Source organism: Pseudomonas citronellolis (assembly GCF_001586155.1).
Taxonomy (GTDB): Bacteria; Pseudomonadota; Gammaproteobacteria; order Pseudomonadales; family Pseudomonadaceae; genus Pseudomonas; species Pseudomonas citronellolis.
This window is the reverse complement of record NZ_CP014158.1, coordinates 150,124-168,978: the sequence shown is the minus strand read 5'-3', so window position 1 is coordinate 168,978 and position 18,855 is coordinate 150,124. Positions and strand designations below refer to the sequence as shown.

General features: G+C 67.0%; 15 protein-coding genes. 7 read left to right on the top strand and 8 right to left on the bottom strand.

The annotated features are described in order from the left end of the window. Window positions 1-13: 13 nt before the first annotated feature. Window positions 14-1,138 carry a cytochrome c oxidase subunit II gene (gene coxB / locus PcP3B5_RS00745; RefSeq protein WP_061560320.1) on the bottom strand — a complete coding sequence of 375 codons (1,125 nt, stop codon included), beginning with the start codon at window positions 1,136-1,138 and terminating at the stop codon, window positions 14-16. Window positions 1,139-1,510: 372 nt separating this feature from the next. Here coxB and PcP3B5_RS00740 point away from each other — a divergent pair, with 372 nt between their 5' ends. Further along, complete coding sequence (locus PcP3B5_RS00740) at window positions 1,511-2,149, top strand: hypothetical protein (protein ID WP_009614683.1); 639 nt, start codon at window positions 1,511-1,513, stop codon at window positions 2,147-2,149. A 246-nt stretch (window positions 2,150-2,395) separates the two neighbouring features. Here PcP3B5_RS00740 and fusA read toward each other — a convergent pair whose 3' ends face one another. The 6 genes from fusA to PcP3B5_RS00710 form a co-directional block, all read right to left on the bottom strand. After that, window positions 2,396-4,444: an elongation factor G gene (fusA, locus tag PcP3B5_RS00735; RefSeq protein WP_061560319.1), complete on the bottom strand. Its 2,049-nt coding sequence runs from the start codon at window positions 4,442-4,444 to the stop codon at window positions 2,396-2,398. A gap of 919 nt (window positions 4,445-5,363) precedes the next feature. Then, window positions 5,364-5,888, bottom strand: coding sequence for a hypothetical protein (locus PcP3B5_RS00730; RefSeq protein WP_043269966.1), 525 nt, complete (start codon window positions 5,886-5,888; stop codon window positions 5,364-5,366). Beyond that, complete coding sequence (locus PcP3B5_RS00725; protein WP_061560318.1) at window positions 5,885-6,607, bottom strand: alpha/beta hydrolase; 723 nt, start codon at window positions 6,605-6,607, stop codon at window positions 5,885-5,887. The genes PcP3B5_RS00730 and PcP3B5_RS00725 overlap by 4 nt, the downstream gene beginning before the upstream one ends. Further along, on the bottom strand, window positions 6,604-7,104 hold the full coding sequence (locus PcP3B5_RS00720) for a PAAR domain-containing protein (RefSeq protein ID WP_061560317.1): 501 nt from the start codon (window positions 7,102-7,104) through the stop codon (window positions 6,604-6,606). Before PcP3B5_RS00720 ends, PcP3B5_RS00725 begins: the two co-directional genes overlap by 4 nt. A gap of 275 nt (window positions 7,105-7,379) precedes the next feature. Continuing rightward, window positions 7,380-8,429, bottom strand: a complete 1,050-nt coding sequence (locus PcP3B5_RS00715) for a threonine aldolase family protein (protein ID WP_009614677.1) — start codon at window positions 8,427-8,429, stop codon at window positions 7,380-7,382. Window positions 8,430-8,673: 244 nt separating this feature from the next. Further along, window positions 8,674-9,333 carry a hypothetical protein gene (locus PcP3B5_RS00710; RefSeq protein ID WP_061560316.1) on the bottom strand — a complete coding sequence of 220 codons (660 nt, stop codon included), beginning with the start codon at window positions 9,331-9,333 and terminating at the stop codon, window positions 8,674-8,676. A 168-nt stretch (window positions 9,334-9,501) separates the two neighbouring features. On the opposite strand from PcP3B5_RS00710, the gene PcP3B5_RS00705 reads away from it, so the two are divergent. The 4 genes from PcP3B5_RS00705 to PcP3B5_RS00690 all read left to right on the top strand — a co-directional run bounded on the left by PcP3B5_RS00705 (window position 9,502) and on the right by PcP3B5_RS00690 (window position 14,726). Continuing rightward, entirely contained in the window at window positions 9,502-10,878 is a 1,377-nt protein-coding gene (locus PcP3B5_RS00705; protein WP_061560315.1) for an L-serine ammonia-lyase, read from the top strand. A 10-nt stretch (window positions 10,879-10,888) separates the two neighbouring features. Then, window positions 10,889-11,608: a GlxA family transcriptional regulator gene (locus PcP3B5_RS00700; RefSeq protein ID WP_061560314.1), complete on the top strand. Its 720-nt coding sequence runs from the start codon at window positions 10,889-10,891 to the stop codon at window positions 11,606-11,608. A gap of 308 nt (window positions 11,609-11,916) precedes the next feature. Beyond that, window positions 11,917-13,128, top strand: coding sequence for a M24 family metallopeptidase (locus tag PcP3B5_RS00695; RefSeq protein WP_058487867.1), 1,212 nt, complete (start codon window positions 11,917-11,919; stop codon window positions 13,126-13,128). A gap of 296 nt (window positions 13,129-13,424) precedes the next feature. After that, window positions 13,425-14,726: an MFS transporter gene (locus tag PcP3B5_RS00690; RefSeq protein WP_203228554.1), complete on the top strand. Its 1,302-nt coding sequence runs from the start codon at window positions 13,425-13,427 to the stop codon at window positions 14,724-14,726. Window positions 14,727-14,782: 56 nt separating this feature from the next. Here the strand turns inward: PcP3B5_RS00690 and PcP3B5_RS00685 are convergent, their stop codons facing one another. After that, a complete protein-coding gene (locus PcP3B5_RS00685) occupies window positions 14,783-15,799 on the bottom strand; it encodes a GlxA family transcriptional regulator (RefSeq protein WP_009614660.1) in 1,017 nt (338 codons plus the stop codon). A 387-nt stretch (window positions 15,800-16,186) separates the two neighbouring features. On the opposite strand from PcP3B5_RS00685, the gene glyA reads away from it, so the two are divergent. Continuing rightward, window positions 16,187-17,440, top strand: a complete 1,254-nt coding sequence (gene glyA / locus PcP3B5_RS00680; RefSeq protein ID WP_043269972.1) for a serine hydroxymethyltransferase — start codon at window positions 16,187-16,189, stop codon at window positions 17,438-17,440. 120 nt (window positions 17,441-17,560) lie between these two features. Continuing rightward, window positions 17,561-18,811, top strand: coding sequence for a sarcosine oxidase subunit beta (locus tag PcP3B5_RS00675; RefSeq protein WP_009614658.1), 1,251 nt, complete (start codon window positions 17,561-17,563; stop codon window positions 18,809-18,811). Window positions 18,812-18,855: the final 44 nt, after the last annotated feature.

Below are 18,855 nucleotides of genomic sequence, written 5' to 3'. Positions count from 1 at the left end.
CGCAGGCTCCTCGTTATTTTTGCTTCTGCTTGTAGGCCACTACGTCTTGCGGAGTGACCATGTCGCCGTCGTTGTTGCCCCAGCTGTTGCGCTCGAAGGTGATCACCGCGGCGATGTCCACTTCCGAGAGCTGCTTGCCGAAGGCCGCCATGGCCGTGCCCGGAACGCCGTTGAACACGGTTTCCAGATGGTGCTCCTTGGGCCCGGTGACGATCTTCGAGCCCTTGAGCGCCGGGAACATCGGCGGCATGCCCTGGCCTTCGGGCTGGTGGCAGGCGGCGCAGATGGTGTGGTAGACCTTGTCGCCACGGGCGACGAGTTCTTCCTTGGTCCACTCCTTGCTGGTCAGCTCCTTGAGCTTGGCCGCCTCTTCCTTGCGCTCGGCCAGCCACTTGTCGAAGTCCGGCTTGGCCTTCACGTCGACCACGATGGGCATGAAGCCGTGGTCCTTGCCGCACAGCTCGGCGCACTGGCCGCGGTAGACGCCGGGCTCGTCGATCCTGGTCCAGGCCTCGTTGACGAAGCCGGGGATGGCGTCGCGCTTGACCGCGAAGGCCGGCACCCACCAGGAGTGGATGACGTCGCTGGAAGTCACCAGGAAGCGCACCTTGACCCCGGCCGGCAGCACCAGCGGGTTGTCCACTTCCAGCAGGTAGTGCTCGTCCTTGGGATCCCTGTTGTGGATCTGCTCCTGGCTGGTGGCCAGGTTGCTGAAGAACTCCACGTCCTGGCCCAGGTACTTGTACTGCCACTTCCACTGGTAGCCGGTGATCTGCACGTCCAGCTCCGGCTCGGAGGTGTCGTACATGTGGATCAGGGTGCGCGTGGCGGGAATGGCCATCACCACCAGAATCAGGAACGGCACCACGGTCCAGAGGATTTCCACTGCGGTACTCTCGTGGAAATGCGCCGGCTGCTGGCCGGTGGAACGGCGGTGGACGATCATCGACCAGAACATGGCACCGAAGACGATGATGCCGATGACCACACAGATCCAGAAAATGGTCATGTGCAGGTCGAACACGTTACGGCTGACCTCGGTCGCCCCCGGGGTCATGTTCACCGTCCAGGCGGCGTGCGCCGGAGTAAACACGAGGAGCGACAGCAAGCCCATCCAGGTACGCGGATGTCGCAGCATTCGGGTTCCCCTTATCGTTGTTCTTATCCCGCCGGCAAACGCCAGCGGCCAAGGGAGCGACCGCCAAGACAGCAAACTTTGACCGCCGAGCCTCGGCACGTGCAAGGCAGGCCGGGTTCATCAGGTTCAGGTGTGTCGAATCGGAGTATAGCCAGGGGTTGCGACATAACAACGCAGCGCAAAAAACTCCTCCGCAATTGCGAAAGGTGCTCTCAAACCCACGCCGCCTGCGGCTTTGCGCTACCATGGTGGCGGCTTGATATGCCCGAACCTCATAAAGGTTGCGTGATTATGACGATCGCGTCTTAGCTCGCCGACCCGCCCGGCTAAGGTCTTTCTTCACTTTCCAAATCGAGTTGTCTTGGAGTTGTCATGAATATCGCAGCACTGCGCGAACTGATTCAGCAGGCCCACCGGCTCGAGGCGCGCAACGGGCACCTGGCGCGGCTCATCCACAGCCAGATGGCGGGCCTGCACCCGAGCATCAACCTGAGCGGCGACGATGCCGTCCAGGTGCTCACCCGCTTCGTCCATGCCTATATCGAGCAGGTCCCCGAGTTCCTCGAAGCCGCCACCAGCGTGGCGCGCAACGCCGGCATAGAGGAAAGGATCAAGCCGGTGCTGAAGGTCGCCGAGCACTTCTTCCTGACCCCGCCGGACCTGCTGGCCGGCCACGACGGCCTGGACGCGCTGCTCGACGAGGCCTACCTGGCGCACCGCCTGGTGGAGGAAGTGAACGACCGCTACATCGCCCACTTCGGCCAGCCGCTGATCCCGCTGGACACCACCGTGGCCAACCTGGTGGCGCACCAGCTGATCGGCGAGCCCTTCGCCAACCAGCTGGACGAGGCCGTGCACCACGCGGTGGACTCGATGCTCGACGACAGCGTCTTCGCCAGCCCGGCGGCGCAAGCCTACCGCGCCCGCCTGAGCGACCCGCAGACGGTCACCGCCTGGAAGCAGTGGCCGTGCCTGTCGCGGCGCTTCGGGGTGGAACTGCATCTGAATTGATGCGCCTGGAGCGATAGGCCGAGCCCACGCACAGGGCATCGCGGATAAATCTCCTACGATTCCAGGAAGCACGGCTTTTCGTAGGATGGCGTTGAGCGAAGCGATACCCATCAGCGCAACCGCATGGGTTTCACAAGCTCAATCCATCCTACGAAGAGCACCTCGGCGCAAGACAGTTGCTCCTGCCACGCCGGGCGGACACGGCTTCTCGTAAGAGCGCTCCGGCGCAGCCAGGACCCGGCCTCCTCAGTCTTCTTCCTGCACCGCCTTGTACCCACTGGCCAGGCGCTGCTGCACGTCCTGCGGCACGGGGTTGTAGTGGCTGGCCTCCAGGGTGAAGAAGCCCTGCCCGGCGGTGATCGCCTTCAGCCGGTTGGCGTAGCCCTCCAGCTCCGCCAGCGGCACCTGGCCGCGCACCAGGGTGGCGCGGGCCGACAGCGGCTCGGTGCCCAGCACCTGGCCGCGGCGGCCGGTGAGGTCGGCGGTGATGTCGCCCAGGCGCGCCTCCGGCGCCGTCACCGCGATGTTCACCACCGGCTCCAGCACCAGCCCCCCGGCGTTGCGCAGGGCGTCGAGCATGGCCTTGCGCCCGGCGGCCTGGAAGGCGATGTCCTTGGAGTCCACCGAGTGGCTCTTGCCGTCGAACACCGTGACCTTCACATCCTCCACCGGGAAGCCGGCCAGGGGCCCGGCGGCCAGCGCCGCGCGCACGCCCTTCTCCACCGAGGGGATGAACTGCCCCGGGATCACCCCGCCCTTGATGGCGTCGACGAACTCGAAACCGGCCCCGCGCGGCAGCGGCTCCACGCGCAGGAACACCTCGCCGAACTGGCCGGCGCCGCCGGTCTGCTTCTTGTGCCGGCAATGGCCCTCGGCCGGGCGCGTCGCCGTCTCGCGGTAGGGCACGCTGGGCGCTCGGGTGTTCACTTCCAGCTTGTAGCTGCCGGTCAGGCGCTCCAGCAGGTAGCGCAGGTGCAGTTCGCCCATGCCGCGCAGCACGGTTTCCTGGGTGGAGGCGTTGTAGTCCAGGCGCACGCAGGGGTCCTCGGCCAGCAGGCGCTGCATCACTTCGGCCAGGCGCTGTTCGTCGCCGCGGCGGCCGGCCTCGATGGCCAGGCCCTGCATGGGCGTGGGGAAGTCCAGCGGCGCCAGGCGGATGTGGTCCTCGTCGTGGGAGTCGTGCAGGACCACGTCGAACTCCAGCTCCTCGACCTTGGTCAGCGCACCGAAGTCGCCGGGGATCAGTTGCGGCACCTCCTCGTGGCGCTTGCCCTGCAGGCGCAGCAGGTGGCCGACCTTGAACGGCTTGCGGCCGTCCCCGGCGAACAGCTGCATGTCGCGGCGCACGGTGCCCTGGTGCACGCGGAACACCGCCAGGCGGCCGACGAAGGGGTCGATCACCACCTTGAACACATGGGCCAGCACGTGGGCCTCGGGGTCCGGCTGCGAGCGAAAGGGCCTGGCGCCGCTCTGCTCGTCCAGCCGCTCGAATAGCGGCGGGTTGCCTTCGGCGGGGTTGGGCGCCAGCCGCGCCAGCGCCGCCAGCAGCTCGTCGACGCCGGCGCCGGTGCGCGCCGAGACGAAGCACAGGGGAATCAGGTGGCCTTCGCGCAGGGCCCGCTCGAAGGGTTCGTGCAGTTCCTCCGGCTGAATCGAGCCCTGCTCCAGGTAGCGCGCCATCAGCTCCTCGTCGACCTCCACGACCTGGTCGACCAGCGCCTGGTGCGCCTCCTCCACCGAGGAGAAGTCCGCCTCGCCGGCGGGCGCGAAGAAGCAGTCGGCCACCCGCGTCGCACCGCCGGCCGGCAGGTTCAGCGGCAGCACTTCCTTGCCGAAGGCTTCGCGCAGGTCGGCCAGCAGCGTCGGCAGGTCGACGCGCTCGGCGTCGATCTTGTTCACCACCAGCATCCGGCACAGCCCGCGCTCGGCGGCCCAGTCCATCATGCGGTGGGTGTTCAGCTCGATGCCGTTCTGCGCATTGACCACCACCAGCGCGGCGTCCACCGCCGCCAGGGCCGGCAGCGCGTGGCCGATGAAGTCGGGCAGGCCGGGGGTATCGATGAGCTGGACGTGCGCGCCCTCGTGCTCGAAGTGCGCCAGGGCGGCGGACAGCGAATGGTGGTAGTCGCGCTCCAGCGGGTCGGCGTCGCACAGGGTGTCGCCGCGCTCCAGCGAACCCATCGCGGGAATGGCGCCGCTGCGCTGCAGCAGGGCTTCGGCGAGCAGGGTCTTGCCGCTGTCGCCATGGCCGACCAGGGCGACCGTGCGGATCTGTTCGACCGAGTAGTTCGACATGGGGCACCTCCCAGGCAGGGTAACGGGAAGTATAGGTAGCACCTCGGGACTCTCTGGGCAAAAAACAGCCAGCCGCCACGAGGCCAGCGGGCATGCCTATCACAGTCGTTTCACCACAGCTTTTCCACAGCTTGCTGAAGGTCGCCTCCACAGCCATTGTGGACAGTTCGGGAACGCTCCAAGGATGCCGGAAGGCCTTGCGCCACGGGCCCTTCAGCGCAACGCTGACGATTTTTTGGGCAGTCCTGCGCAAGCCCCGGGACGCCTGTCCAGCAGCAGTTTATCCACAGCTTTGTCACAAGCCGTTCAACAGAAGCCGTGGACAGTCCGCGACGATTGGCCGCCGGTTTTTTCCGCAGCGCCCTCGAACAGGGCCATTGGCGAAAAAACCAGCAATACCCGGCAGCCCTCGCCGTTTCGCTCGCGCAGCCATTCACCGACAGCTTTTCCACAGCTTTCCCGCGCCTCGCTCCACAGCCATTGTGGGCAACTCGCCGGCTAGCGATGGACCAAGGCAAGTGCTTGAAAATCAAGGCATGCAGGAAAAATCAGGACAAAAAACGTACAGCCGCGCGCAGGCCACGCCAGGCCTGGCGCGAAGGTATTCATTCACACTTTATCCACAGCAAGGCCAACAGATTCCGGGGGCAGAATCCAGCCCGCCGGACAAACCCCGAGCGCCCTGGCCCGGCCCAGCAGCCATGCGCCCGCCAGCCGCCTGCGCACAGCCCGGCCACAGGCTGCGCACAGGGTTTTCGACAGATTCGGTGGACAACTCAGGTAGCGGCGCCCATCACCTGGCGAATGTCCTGCGCCAGGGCCTCGACACGCTCCAGCTCGGTGTCCCAGGAACACGCCGCAGGCGCCGATGCAGGTATGGAGGCGCCAAAGGGAGGCACTGCGTCGCCCCGCGGGCTCGTCATTGCTCCGGCAGCATGGGCAGCAGGTCATCTGCAGGCAGCAGGAGGATGTTGGAGAAATAGGCCTTGTAGCCGTAGGCAGTCATCACCACCTTGCATGGGACGTTCCTACGCCCGGCAAGAATCTCCTTGAAACGCCGCTGGTCAATGAATCGATCCGACCGGCCCTCGTCACTGGTTTCCGCGAAGTGCAGGCTGGAGAGATAGAGATAACGGCCGCCGCCCTGGCCAATGCGTTCGACGGTACCCTCGCCGAACGCCGGGATCACATGGCCCATGCTGAACTGCGGCTCACGCTCGAGGGAGCAGTAAAGCCGCTGCCCGATCTTGCCGCTCCCCTCCAGATGGGAATAGACCTCGTCGAGATCCAGATCGGAGGCGAAGTAAAGATGGAAGCTGATACGACCTTCCACCGGTTGCGAACGAAGGTAGGCCAGGTTGGCGATCGGCTGGTGATGGTCTCTCATGCAGGCCGAACAGAGCGAGACGATAAGCAGCGAAGCGAACACCCGCACCTTGTTCATTTCGCCAGGTACCCCTGGATGGAGCGCCTGAGATAGTCATAGGGCGAGAAGCCCTGCGGCATCATGACCGTGAACATCCGGCCGGCATTGGCGTGGTGGATGTTCGCTACAACACTGATGTTGGCACCCTGGGGAATCCAGCGCTCACCGAATTCGGCAACGCGGTCCGACGCGTCCGGACTCTCGGCATTGGCGCGAACATTGATCCAGAATTCGGCCTGCGGCGTTGGCTTGTTCATGTAGATGTCCGAACCCACCCAGACAATGGAACCCTCCCCGACCGGGTCGAGCGTTATCAGCGCCTTCACCTTGTAGCCCTTGTCGCTGAGAATCTGCGAAAGGTGTGCGCCGTTCCAGCCACCCAGACTATGCCCCACCAGGTAGACGGGCATGGCCTTGGAGACAATCCTGCTCAGCACGTACTTTCTGATGTCCCTGCCGCCTCGCACGTCGCTGTAGCCCACATGATAGGAGGCGTACGCGCCTGCCTGCTTCTGCATTTCAAAATCGGCATCCAGTATCTTCTTGGCCTCATCGACGTTGTCGTTCGGCCCCTGGAAGTAATAGGACTCCCTGTCCGCCGCACCACCGATAAAAAACACCACCGCCGTTTTCACGACCACCGGAATCTTTTTCACCGCCTGGTCTGCCGCCGGGGTCAGTTCTCGTGTATCGGCGACCCCGGGCGCTTTAAGAGCGGCATCGGCCTCGCCGCTCATGCGTCACCTCCCGCGAGAATCTGGACCTTCTCCGCTTCGCCCACGCATCTGACCAGGTGGGTGAATCCTTGGTCATCGGATACGCCCTTCTCCATTGCGCCATTGGCACGACGAATGACGTAGGGGTAATGGGGCAGCGGTTCACCGGTCTGCGAACAGACCAGCTGAAACCTGTCCTGAAAGGTATTGGGCATGGGCGCCGGCGGCACGAAAGGCGCCGGCGTGTGCTGGTTACCAATGAGCACATCGCCAGATCCGGAAATGATCACGCCGCCATGGGTGGTAGTGCTTCCCTGGAAGGCGAGCGGTCGGCCATTGACCAGGATGCTGGTCATCCCCTCGACAACCACGTCGCCGCAGGCACTGCTGTCGCCAACGCGCAGCGCCGGCAGGCCATTGATCAGTACGTCGGGTGAGCCCGTGACAGTGGGATTGGAGCCATGCCCTGGTAACGGGCAGGCATCGATGTCGGTCTGGCGGGCAGCAGGCTTGGACATGGCAGGACTCCATCATTGGGAACCCATGTACCTTGTCAAATAGCTCCCCTCGCCAATGCCAGGTGCATCCGATTCGCAAGTACGCCGTTTCGTCAGCGACAGGCGTGTCGCAAATGTGCGCCGCACGGATACCACGATGTTCAGCCAGTATGGCCAGACCCAGGGCTACGGTGACGAATGCTCCGCCGCCATGGTCCGCACACGATATGCCAGCCTCCTGCGCACAGCCCGGCCACAGGCTGCGCACAGGGTTTTCGACAGATTCGGTGGACAACTCAGGCGACGGCGCCCATTACCTGGCGAATGTCCTGCGCCAGGGCCTCGACACGCTCCAGCTCGGTGTCCCAGGAGCACATGAAGCGCGCGCCGCCGGCGCCGATGAAGGTGTAGAAGCGCCAGCCGCGCTGGCGCAGGGCTTCCAGGGCCGGCTCGGACATCTGCAGGAACACCCCGTTGGCCTCCACCGGGAACATCAGCTGCACGCCCGGCACGTCGGCCACCCGCTGCGCCAGCAGGCGCGCGCACTGGTTGGCGTGGTTGGCGTAGTGCAGCCAGGCGTCGTCCTGCAGCACGCCGACCCAGGGCGCGGCGAGGAAGCGCATCTTCGAGGCCAGCTGGCCGGCCTGCTTGCAGCGGTAGTCGAAGCCTTCGGCCAGTTCGCGGTCGAAGAACAGGATGGCCTCGCCCACCGCCATGCCGTTCTTGGTGCCGCCGAAGCACAGCACCTCGACGCCGGCCTTCCAGGTCAGCTCCGCCGGGGTGGCGCCGAGGAAGGCGCAGGCATTGGAGAAGCGCGCGCCGTCCATGTGCAGGTGCAGGCCCAGCTCGCGGCAGGTGGCGCTCAGCGCGCCCAGTTCGTCCGGGCGGTAGACGGTACCGACCTCGGTGGCCTGGGTGAGGGTCACTACCCGTGGCTTGGGATAGTGGATGTCCTGGCGCTTCAGGGCGATTTCGCGAATAGCAGCGGGGGTCAGCTTGCCCTGCTCGTCGGTACGCGCCAGCAGCAGCTTGGAGCCGTTGGAGAAGAACTCCGGGGCGCCGCACTCGTCGGTCTCGACGTGGGCGGTCTCGGCGCAGATCACGCTGTGGTAGCTCTGGCACAGGGCGGCCAGGGCCAGGGAGTTGGCGGCGGTGCCGTTGAAGGCGAAGAACACCTCGCAATCGGTCTCGAACAGCTCGCGGAAGTGGTCGGAGGCGCGCGCCGTCCACTGGTCGTCGCCGTAGGCCCGCTCATGGCCGCGGTTGGCCTCGGCCATGGCGGCCCAGGCTTCCGGGCAGATGCCGGAATAGTTGTCGCTGGCGAATTGCTGGGAAATGTCGAACATCGAAAGCTGCCTCGGGAAGATAAAAGTCATCCACAGGCAGCGTAGCGAAATCGCAGCTTTTGTAGGAGCAACAGTCTTGCCGGCTACGCCGGGGTGCTTTTCGTAGGATGGGTTGAGCCTTGGCGAAACCCATGCGGTTGCGGTGATGGGTATCGCTTCGCTCAACGCCATCCTACGACGGCTCGCGAATGGGGCCATTCGTGCCACCTGGGCCTCCGGCGTGGCCGGGAGCCCAGGCAGTCGATCAGGGCAACGCCGTCAACTTCATCTGCTCGACGATAGGCACGAACAACTGCCGCATGGACTGGGTGCTGCCGCCATTGGGCTTGTCCGGGCTGCTCAGTGTCAGCACATAGCGCCCCTTGATCAGCCCGGTCAGGCTGGACTCACCCGCCTCGCCCTTGGCCGGCGCGACTATGCCCAGGGGATCCCCCATGCGGGAGGTGTCGATCACCGGCAGGTAGTCCTCGCCACCGAACTTGTCGGCGGTGCCATTCTTGATCGCAGTCTCGCGAGTCTTGTTCAGCAGCGTCAGGCTGGAATGCGTCATGTCGCGCAGCTTGTCCTGCGCACCACGGTAGGCGATGGCCTGCTCGCTATTGGCATCCTGGGCCGGCGCCGGCATGCCGGTGTCGATCAGGCTGATCTCCAGGTGGCGGCTGCCGTCGGCGGTGCCGTACACCAGCTTGGCGTCGTTGTAGCCGCATTCGCGGGAGATGAACGGGTAGCCGTACATTTCCTTGCTCGGCGGCAGGGCCTTTTCCAGCGGGTGGCCGGTGCAGCTGTCGGCCGGCACCGCGGCGGCCGCGGCCTTCTCGGCCTTGGCCTTGTCGTCGCCACCGCCGCAGCCGTGGAGGGTCGCGCCGAGCATCAGGGCGCTGAGCAGGATCAGGGAGCGTTTCATGGCGTCCTCGGGTTTGACAGTGGCGGCATTCTAGCCGCGGGCGGCGCGGCGCGCAGCAGTGGCCCGGTGGCAGCCAGGTGCATTTTCAGGTCGGGAGCGGACATCTTTTCCCCGGCCAGGCAGCCGAGAATCGGCGGCAGCGGCATCGCCATTCGAGGAGCCCCCGGCATGGCCATCAGTGTGTTCGACCTGTTCAAGATCGGTATCGGCCCTTCCAGCTCGCATACCGTTGGCCCCATGCGCGCCGCCGCCCTGTTCGTCGGCGCCCTACGCGAGCGCCAGTTGCTGCCCCGCGTCGACCGCGTCGAAGTGAAGCTCTACGGTTCGCTCTCCGCCACCGGCGTCGGCCACGGCACCGACCGCGCCGTGATCATGGGCCTGATGGGCGAGTGGCCCGACCGCATCGAGCCCAGCCAGATCGCCCCGCGCATGGCCGAACTGCTCGGCAGCGGCGAACTGATCCTGGCCGGCGAGCGGCGCATTGCCTTCGACTGGGTCCGCGACATGCGCCTGCTGGAGGAGAACCTGCCCTACCACCCCAATGCCATGAGCCTGGTCGCCTACGAGGGCGATGCCGAGCTGTATGCCGACACCTATTACTCCATCGGCGGCGGCTTCGTCGTCGATGCCGAGCAGGCCGCCACCGGCTCCCTCGACCAGGACGCCACCCGCCTGCCCTACGACTTCAACAGCGCCGCCGAGCTACTGCAGCTGTGCCGCCGCCACAACCTGCGCGTGTCCCAGCTGATGCTGGCCAACGAGCGCATGTGGCGCAGCGACACCGACACCCGCGACGGCCTGATGCGCATCTGGCGCGCCATGCAGGACTGCGTGAACAACGGCCTCAAGGCCGAGGGCATCCTCCCCGGCGGCCTCAACGTGCAGCGCCGCGCCGCCCGCCTGCACCGCAACCTGCTGGAGATCGGCAAGCCCAACGTCATCGGCTCCACCCTCAGCGCCATGGAGTGGGTCAACCTCTACGCCCTGGCGGTGAACGAGGAGAACGCCGCCGGCGGGCGCATGGTCACCGCGCCCACCAACGGCGCGGCCGGCATCGTCCCGGCGGTGCTGCACTACTACATGCGCTTCAACCCCGATGCCAGCGAGCAGGACGTGGTGGACTTCTTCCTCGCCGCCGCCGCGGTGGGCATCCTGTGCAAGAAGAACGCCTCCATCTCCGGCGCCGAAGTCGGTTGCCAGGGCGAGGTCGGCTCGGCCTGCGCCATGGCCGCCGCCGGCCTGGCCGAAGTGCTCGGCGCCAGCCCCGAGCAGGTCGAGAACGCCGCCGAGATCGGCCTGGAGCACAACCTGGGCCTGACCTGCGACCCGGTCGGCGGCCTGGTCCAGGTGCCCTGCATCGAGCGCAACGCCATCGCCGCGGTGAAGGCCATCAACGCCGCGCAGATGGCCCTGCGCGGTGACGGCCAGCATTTCATCAGCCTCGACCAGGCGATCCGCACCATGCGCGACACCGGCGCCGACATGCACGACAAGTACAAGGAAACCTCCCGCGGCGGCCTGGCCGTCAGCATCATCGAGTGCTGAGGAGAGCGCCATGCACGACACCGCCCCGGCCCACGTGAACTTCCTGCTGCAGGACGGCTTCGACCTGTTCGCCCTGGCGCTGGCCCTGGAGCCGCTGCGCCAGGCCAACCTGCTCGCCGGCGCCAGCTGCGCCGTGTGGGCCCTGCTGAGCCTGGACGGCGGCCCCGCCAGGGCCAGCAGCGGCCTGTGCGTGAACTGCGACGCCAGCCTCGCCCAGCGCCCGCCGGCCGACCTGCTGCTGCTCTGCGGCCCGGAAGGCTGCCGCCCGGCGAGCGGCGAGGGCGACTGCGCCAGCGCCCTGCTGCAACTGATCGGCCGCAGCCAGGGCCCGGCGCTGGCCCAGGCCGTGCGCACCATCCTCGACGACGAACGCAACCTGGGCACCCTCCAGGCCTCCACGCCGCCCCACGCCGGCCTGCAGCGCGCCATCGCGCTGATGCGCGCGCACCTCACGCGGCCCCTGGGCATGCCGCAGCTGGCGGCCACCCTGGGCCTGTCGCGGCGCCAGGTGGAGCGCCTGTTCCAGCGCTACCTGCAATGCACGCCGGCGCGCTACTACCAGCGCCTGCGCCTGGCCCACGCCCGCCAGCTGCTGCGCGGCAGCGCCCGGCCGCTGGCCGAGGTGGCGCGGGCCTGCGGCTTCCCCTGCCAGCAGCATTTCACCCGCTGCTACCGCGAGCACTTCGGCCGCCCGCCGACCCAGGAGCGGCGCCAGGCGGCGCTGCACTAGCCTTTTCCCCGGTTGCACCACAGGCCCGCACGTGTCGGCAGCACGTTGCGGGCCTCTTTTTTTGCGCCCACGACACCGAGAAACGCCGCCGTAGGATGGGTTGAGCGAAGCGATACCCATCAGGCCATGGCGATGGGTTTCGCAAGCTCAACCCATCCTACGAAGAGCGCCCCGGCGCGGGCCGAGCGGATACGTCCAAGTTCGGGTCGGATTCGTGCAAAAGAGCGCCCCGGCCTTCTGCTGCAATGCCTTCCAACGACGGGCCAGAAAGGCGCGTCGACCGACAAGAAGCAGCGAGGAAGAACGCCATGCAAATGCCCCAGACGATCCGCATCCGCAACGGCCAGAAGGTCCGTCCGACCTTCTCCGGGCAGGAATACGCCAACCGCCAGGCCAGACTGCGCGCCCACCTGGCCGAGGCGGGCATCGATGCCGCGGTCTTCACCTCCTACCACAACATCAACTACTACTCCGACTTCCTCTACTGCTCCTTCGGCCGCCCCTACGCCCTGGTGGTCACCCAGGACGCCGCGGTCAGCATCAGCGCCAACATCGACGGCGGCCAGCCCTGGCGCCGCACCCAGGGCACCGACAACATCGTCTACACCGACTGGCAGCGCGACAACTACTTCGCCGCCATCCAGCAGGCCCTGCCCAAGGCCCGGCGCATCGGCGTGGAGTTCGACCACCTGAACCTGCAGAACCGCGACAAGCTCGCCGCCCGCTATCCCGAGGCCGAGCTGGTGGACGTGGCCGCCGCCTGCATGCGCATGCGCATGATCAAGTCCGCCGAAGAGCACGCCATCATCCGCCACGGCGCCCAGGTGGCCGACATTGGCGGCGCCGCGGTGGTCGAGGCGCTGCACGACCAGGTACCGGAATACGAAGTGGCCCTGCACGCCACCCAGGCCATGATCCGCGAGATCGCCAAGCGCTTCCCCGACGGCGAGCTGATGGACACCTGGACCTGGTTCCAGTCCGGCATCAACACCGACGGCGCGCACAACCCGGTGACCTCGCGCAAGGTGAACAAGGGCGACATCCTCAGCCTGAATTGCTTCCCGATGATCGCCGGCTACTACACCGCGCTGGAACGCACCCTGTTCCTCGACCACTGCTCCGACGAGCACCTGCGCCTGTGGGAGGTCAACGTCAAGGTCCACGAGGCCGGCCTGAAGCTGATCAGGCCCGGCGCGCGCTGCTGCGACATCGCCCGCGAGCTGAACGAGATCTACCTGGAACACGACCTGCTGCAATACCGCACCTTCGGCTACGGCCACTCCTTCGGCACCCTCAGCCACTACTACGGGCGCGAGGCCGGCCTTGAGCTGCGCGAGGACATCGACACGGTGCTGGAGCCGGGCATGGTGGTCTCCATGGAGCCGATGATCATGCTCCCCGAGGGCCTGCCGGGCGCCGGCGGCTACCGCGAGCACGACATCCTGATCGTCACCGAACAGGGCGCCGAGAACATCACCCGGTTCCCCTACGGGCCGCAGCGCAACATCATCCGTAAATGACCCCGGGAGCCGCGTGCGCACAGCACGCGGCTTCTTCGCTTGCAGAACGAGCACCACCGCCCCCGGGGCGGTGCCACGACCGATAAGAACAAGAGGCTGCGCCGGGCGTATCCGCGCCAGCCACGACTTACCCGCTGCCGAACTTCCATTTCGATAACAACAGAGGTATGGGCAATGGTCACCTTCACGCATGGCGCCAGCGGCGCTCCCGACACCCCCGCGCAACACTGCGCCCAACCGGCGGGAGGCGCACAATGAGCCTCTCCCAGCAACCCCTGGCCTACGGCCGAAGCGCCATGAACGCCCCCGTCTCCGAGGAACGCCGCGTCCTGCGCCGGGCCGCCAGCGCGGCCTTCATGGGCAACTTCGTCGAGTGGTTCGACTACGCCGCCTACGGCTACCTGGCGGCGGTCATCGCCGTGGTGTTCTTCCCGCAGACCGACAAGGTCTCCGGCCTGCTGGCCACCTTCGCGGTGTTCGCCCTGTCGTTCATCGTGCGGCCCATCGGCGGCATCGTCTGGGGCCACATCGGCGACCGCTTCGGCCGGCGCAACGCGCTGTCGCTGTCGATCCTGATCATGTCCGGCTCGACCTTCTGCATCGCCCTGCTGCCCGGCTATGCCCAGGCCGGCCTGGCGGCGCCGGGGCTGCTGCTGGCCATCCGCCTGGTGCAGGGTTTCTCCGCCTCGGGCGAATACGCTGGCGCCTCGGCCTTCCTCGCCGAGTACGCCCCGGAAGGCAAGCGCGGCTTCTACACCTGCCTGGTGCCGGCCAGCACCGCCGCCGGGCTGCTGGTGGGCTCGCTGTTCGCCGCCCAGCTGTACGCGCACCTGGACAGCGCCCAGCTGCACGAATGGGGCTGGCGCCTGCCCTTCCTGCTGGCCGCGCCCCTGGGCCTGATCGGCCGCTACATCCGCCTGCACCTGGCCGACACCCCGAAGTTCCGCGAGATGGAAGCGGCCATGGAGCAGAAGCAGGGCCAGCACCGCGCGCCGATCCGCGAGCTGTTCGGCACCCACCGCAAGCACCTGCTGGTGGCCGTGGGCGCCACCTGCCTGAACGCGGTGGCCTTCTACCTGATCCTCAGCTACATGCCGACCTACCTGTCCGCCGAGATGGGCATGAGCGAGAGCGATTCCTTCCTCGCCTCCACCGTGTCGCTGGCCACCTACATCGGCTTCATCTTCCTGATGGGCAAGCTGTCCGACCGCTTCGGCCGCAAGACCATGCTGGTGGCCGCCTCGCTGCTGTTCCTGGCGCTCACCGTGCCGCTGTTCCGCCTGCTGGGCGACCAGGGCTTCGCCTTCATCCTGCTGATCCAGATCGGCTTCGGCCTGATGCTGGCGATGAACGACGGCACCCTGCCCTGCTTCCTCGCGGAAATCTTCCCCACCCGCGTGCGCTACACCGGCTTCGCCTTCAGCTTCAACACCGCCAACGCGCTGTTCGGCGGCACCGCGCCGTTCATCGCCACCTGGCTGATCAGCCTCACCGGCAACAAGCTGGCGCCGGCCTGGATGCTGGTGGCCGCGGCGGCGGTGGCGCTGCTGGCGATGCTCTGCGTGCGGGAGACGGCGCACCGGCCGATGGAGGATTGAGGCAGCCGCGCCATCCGTAACGAAAAGCCGTGCCCCCGGGCACGGCTTTTCGCGTTTCAGGCCCCCAGCGGGCTCTGCTTGCGCTGGCCGCGCGGCGAGCAGCCGAAGAAGCGGCTGTAGCACTTGGAGAAGTGTGCCGGCGAGGTGAAGCCGCAGGACAGGGCGATTTCGCGGATCTGCGCCTCGCTGCGCAACAGCAGGTCGCGGGCGCGGTTCAGGCGCAGTTCCAGGTAGTACTGGCTGGGGGTGCGCTGCAGGTACTTGTGGAACAGGCGTTCCAGCTGGCGCACCGACACCTCGTTGAGCTGCGCCAGTTCGTCCAGCTCCAGCGGCTCCTCCAGGTTGGCCTCCATGATCGCCACGATCTGGCTCAGCTTGGGCTGGGCGCTGCCCAGCTTCTGCCGCAGGGGGATGCGCTGCTGCTCGCGGGAGCCGCGCATGCGGTCGCACAGCAGCAGCTCGGCGGCGCGGGTGGCGATCTCCACGCCGCCCGGCTCGCGGGCGATCAGCTGCAGGGTCATGTCCATGGCCGCGGTGCCGCCGGAGCAGGTGTAGCGGTCGCGGTCCAGCTCGAACAGCTGGTTGGAGATGACGATGCCGGGGAAGCGCTCCTTGAGCTGCTCGATGTCTTCCCAGTGGATGGTGCAGCGGTAGTCCTTGAGCAGCCCGGCGCTGGCCAGCAGGTGGCTGCCGGTGCAGATGCCGCCCAGCGGCACGCCCTGGCGGGCCAGCTTGCGCAGCCAGTCGAGCAGGCGCCGGTCGCACTTGGCCGGGATGGGGTTGGAGCCGACCACGAAGAGCGCGTCCAGGCGCGGCACCTCGTCGATGCCATGGTCCGGCACTACGCGCATGCCGTTGCTGGCGCGCACCGGCTCCAGGTCCGCGGCTATCTGCAGGGTGCGGTACAGCGGCCGGTGCGCCGCCAGGTTGGCCATGCGCAGGGTTTCCACCGCCGAGGCGAAGCCGATGGTGGTGAAGTTGGGCACCAGCAGGAAGCCGAAGGTCCTGGTGGCGGTGGCCGCAACGGCGTCGGGTTGGTGTTCGCGACCGTTGGTCGGGACAGCACTGAGCATCATCGAAACCTCCACTGCGCTGGCTGGCACGGCGTTTTCCGCGGGGCGGGGCGACGGCAGTCAGGACAGCCTGCTTTTCTTGTTCTTCTGCGACATGCGCCGGGGGCGCTGGCGGCCTCCAGCTTACACCCTTGGCGATGTCGCGCCGACGCCTTCGCGGCCGTCGCGGGCCCGGCGCAGACGAAGCAGGGACGGGCGGTGCAGCGCGCGGGTAGGTTTGGGCATTTTGACGTCGCAAACAGGCAAATGGGGGGGCTGGCTATTGCGCACAATCGATTGCAACTGGCTAATACCGATCCCTTCGCGCCGAGCCCTGCCAGGCTCCCGGCGCGGGCGGTCAGGGCAGCCTCCACCCACAAGCGACGCGCCTGTCGCACGGAGACCGCGATGTTCAGCAAGCATGACCAGATCCAGGGCTACGACGACGAACTCTTCGCCGCCATGGCCGCCGAGGAAGAACGCCAGGAAGACCACCTGGAGCTGATCGCCTCGGAGAACTACACCAGCAAGCGCGTTATGCAGGCCCAGGGCAGCGGGCTGACCAACAAGTACGCCGAAGGCTACCCGGGCAAGCGCTACTACGGCGGCTGCGAGCACGTCGACAAGGTCGAGCAGCTGGCCATCGACCGCGCCAAGCAGCTGTTCGGCGCCGACTACGCCAACGTCCAGCCGCACTCCGGCTCCTCGGCCAACTCGGCGGTGTACCTGGCGCTGCTCAACGCCGGCGACACCATCCTGGGCATGAGCCTGGCCCACGGCGGCCACCTGACCCACGGCGCCAAGGTCTCCTCCTCCGGCAAGCTGTACAACGCCGTGCAGTACGGCCTGGACACCGCCACCGGGCTGATCGACTACGACGAGGTCGAGCGCCTGGCCGTGGAACACAAGCCGAAGATGATCGTCGCCGGCTTCTCCGCCTACTCCAAGACACTCGACTTCCCGCGCTTCCGCGCCATCGCCGACAAGGTCGGGGCGCTGCTGTTCGTCGACATGGCCCACGTCGCCGGCCTGGTGGCCGCCGGCCTGTACCCCAACCCGCTGCCCTACGCCGACGTGGTCACCACCACCACCCACAAGACCCTGCGCGGCCCGCGCGGCGGCCTGATCCTGGCTCGCAGCAACGAGGAGATCGAGAAGAAGCTCAACTCCGCGGTATTCCCCGGCGCCCAGGGCGGCCCGCTGATGCACGTGATCGCCGCCAAGGCGGTGTGCTTCAAGGAAGCGCTGGAGCCGGAGTTCAAGGACTACCAGGCCCAGGTGATCAAGAACGCCAAGGCCATGGCCGAAGTCTTCATCGACCGCGGCTACGACGTGGTCTCCGGCGGCACCGACAACCACCTGATGCTGATCAGCCTGGTCAAGCAGGGCCTGACCGGCAAGGAAGCCGACGCCGCCCTCGGCCGCGTGGGCATCACGGTGAACAAGAACGCCGTGCCCAACGACCCGCAGAGCCCGTTCGTCACCTCGGGCATCCGCGTCGGCACCCCGGCCATCACCAGCCGGGGCCTGAAGGAAGAACAGAGCCGCGAACTGGCCGGCTGGATCTGCGACGTGCTCGACCACCTGGGCGACGCCGACGTCGAGGCCAAGGTGGCCACCCAGGTCGCCGGCCTGTGCGCCGACTTCCCGGTCTATCGTTGAGATTCCCGCGGCCCTTGCTCCGTAGGAGCGGGCCCTGCCCGCGAATGGCCGAAAGCATCGCGGGCAGGGCCCGCTCCTACAGGTAGAACGCCGCGACACGAGATTTTCAGGAGCACCCACATGCAACGCTACTCCGGCTTCGGCCTGTTAAAGCACTCACTGAGCCACCACGAGAACTGGCAGCGCATGTGGCGCACGCCCACGCCCAAGCCGGTGTACGACGTGGTCATCGTCGGCGGCGGCGGCCATGGCCTGGCCACGGCCTACTACCTGGCCAAGGAACACGGCATCCGCAACATCGCGGTGGTGGAGAAGGGCTGGCTGGGCGGCGGCAACACCGCGCGCAACACCACCATCGTCCGCTCCAACTACCTGTGGGACGAGTCGGCGCAGCTCTACGAGCACGCCATGAAGCTGTGGGAAGGCCTGTCCCAGGACCTCAACTACAACGTCATGTTCTCCCAGCGCGGCGTCTACAACCTCTGCCACACCCTGCAGGACATGCGCGACGGCGAGCGCCGCGTCAGCGCCAACCGCCTCAACGGCGTGGACGGCGAGCTGCTGAACGCCCAGCAGGTGGCCGAGGAAATCCCCTACCTGAACTGCACCAAGAGCGCCCGCTACCCGATCATGGGCTCCACCGTGCAACGCCGCGGCGGCGTGGCCCGCCACGACGCGGTGGCCTGGGGCTTCGCCCGCGCCGCCGACGCCCTGGGCGTGGACCTGATCCAGCAGACCGAGGTCATCGGCTTCCGCAAGCAGGACGGCGCGGTGATCGGCGTCGAGACCAACCGCGGCTTCATCGGCGCCAAGCGCGTCGGCGTGGTCACCGCGGGCAACTCCGGGCACATGGCCAAGCTCGCCGGCTTCCGCCTGCCGATCGAATCGCACCCGCTGCAGGCCCTGGTTTCCGAGCCGCTGAAGCCGATCATCGACAGCGTCATCATGTCCAACGCCGTGCACGGCTACATCAGCCAGTCGGACAAGGGCGACCTGGTCATCGGCGCCGGCATCGACGGCTACAACGGCTACGGCCAGCGCGGCTCCTACCCGGTGATCGAGCACACCCTGCAGGCCATCGTCGAGATGTTCCCGGTGCTCTCCCGCGTGCGCATGAACCGCCAGTGGGGCGGCATCGTCGACACCACCCCGGACGCCTGCCCGATCATCGGCAAGACGCCGGTGAAGAACCTGTTCTTCAACTGCGGCTGGGGCACCGGCGGCTTCAAGGCCACCCCGGGCTCGGGCAACGTCTTCGCCGCCACCCTGGCGACCGGCGAGCCGCATCCGCTGGCCGCACCCTTCTCCATCGAACGTTTCCACAGTGGCGCGCTCATCGACGAGCACGGTGCTGCGGCTGTCGCACATTGAACATTCGCCCGCAGGGCGACAACTGATTCCCCTCTCCCGCTTGC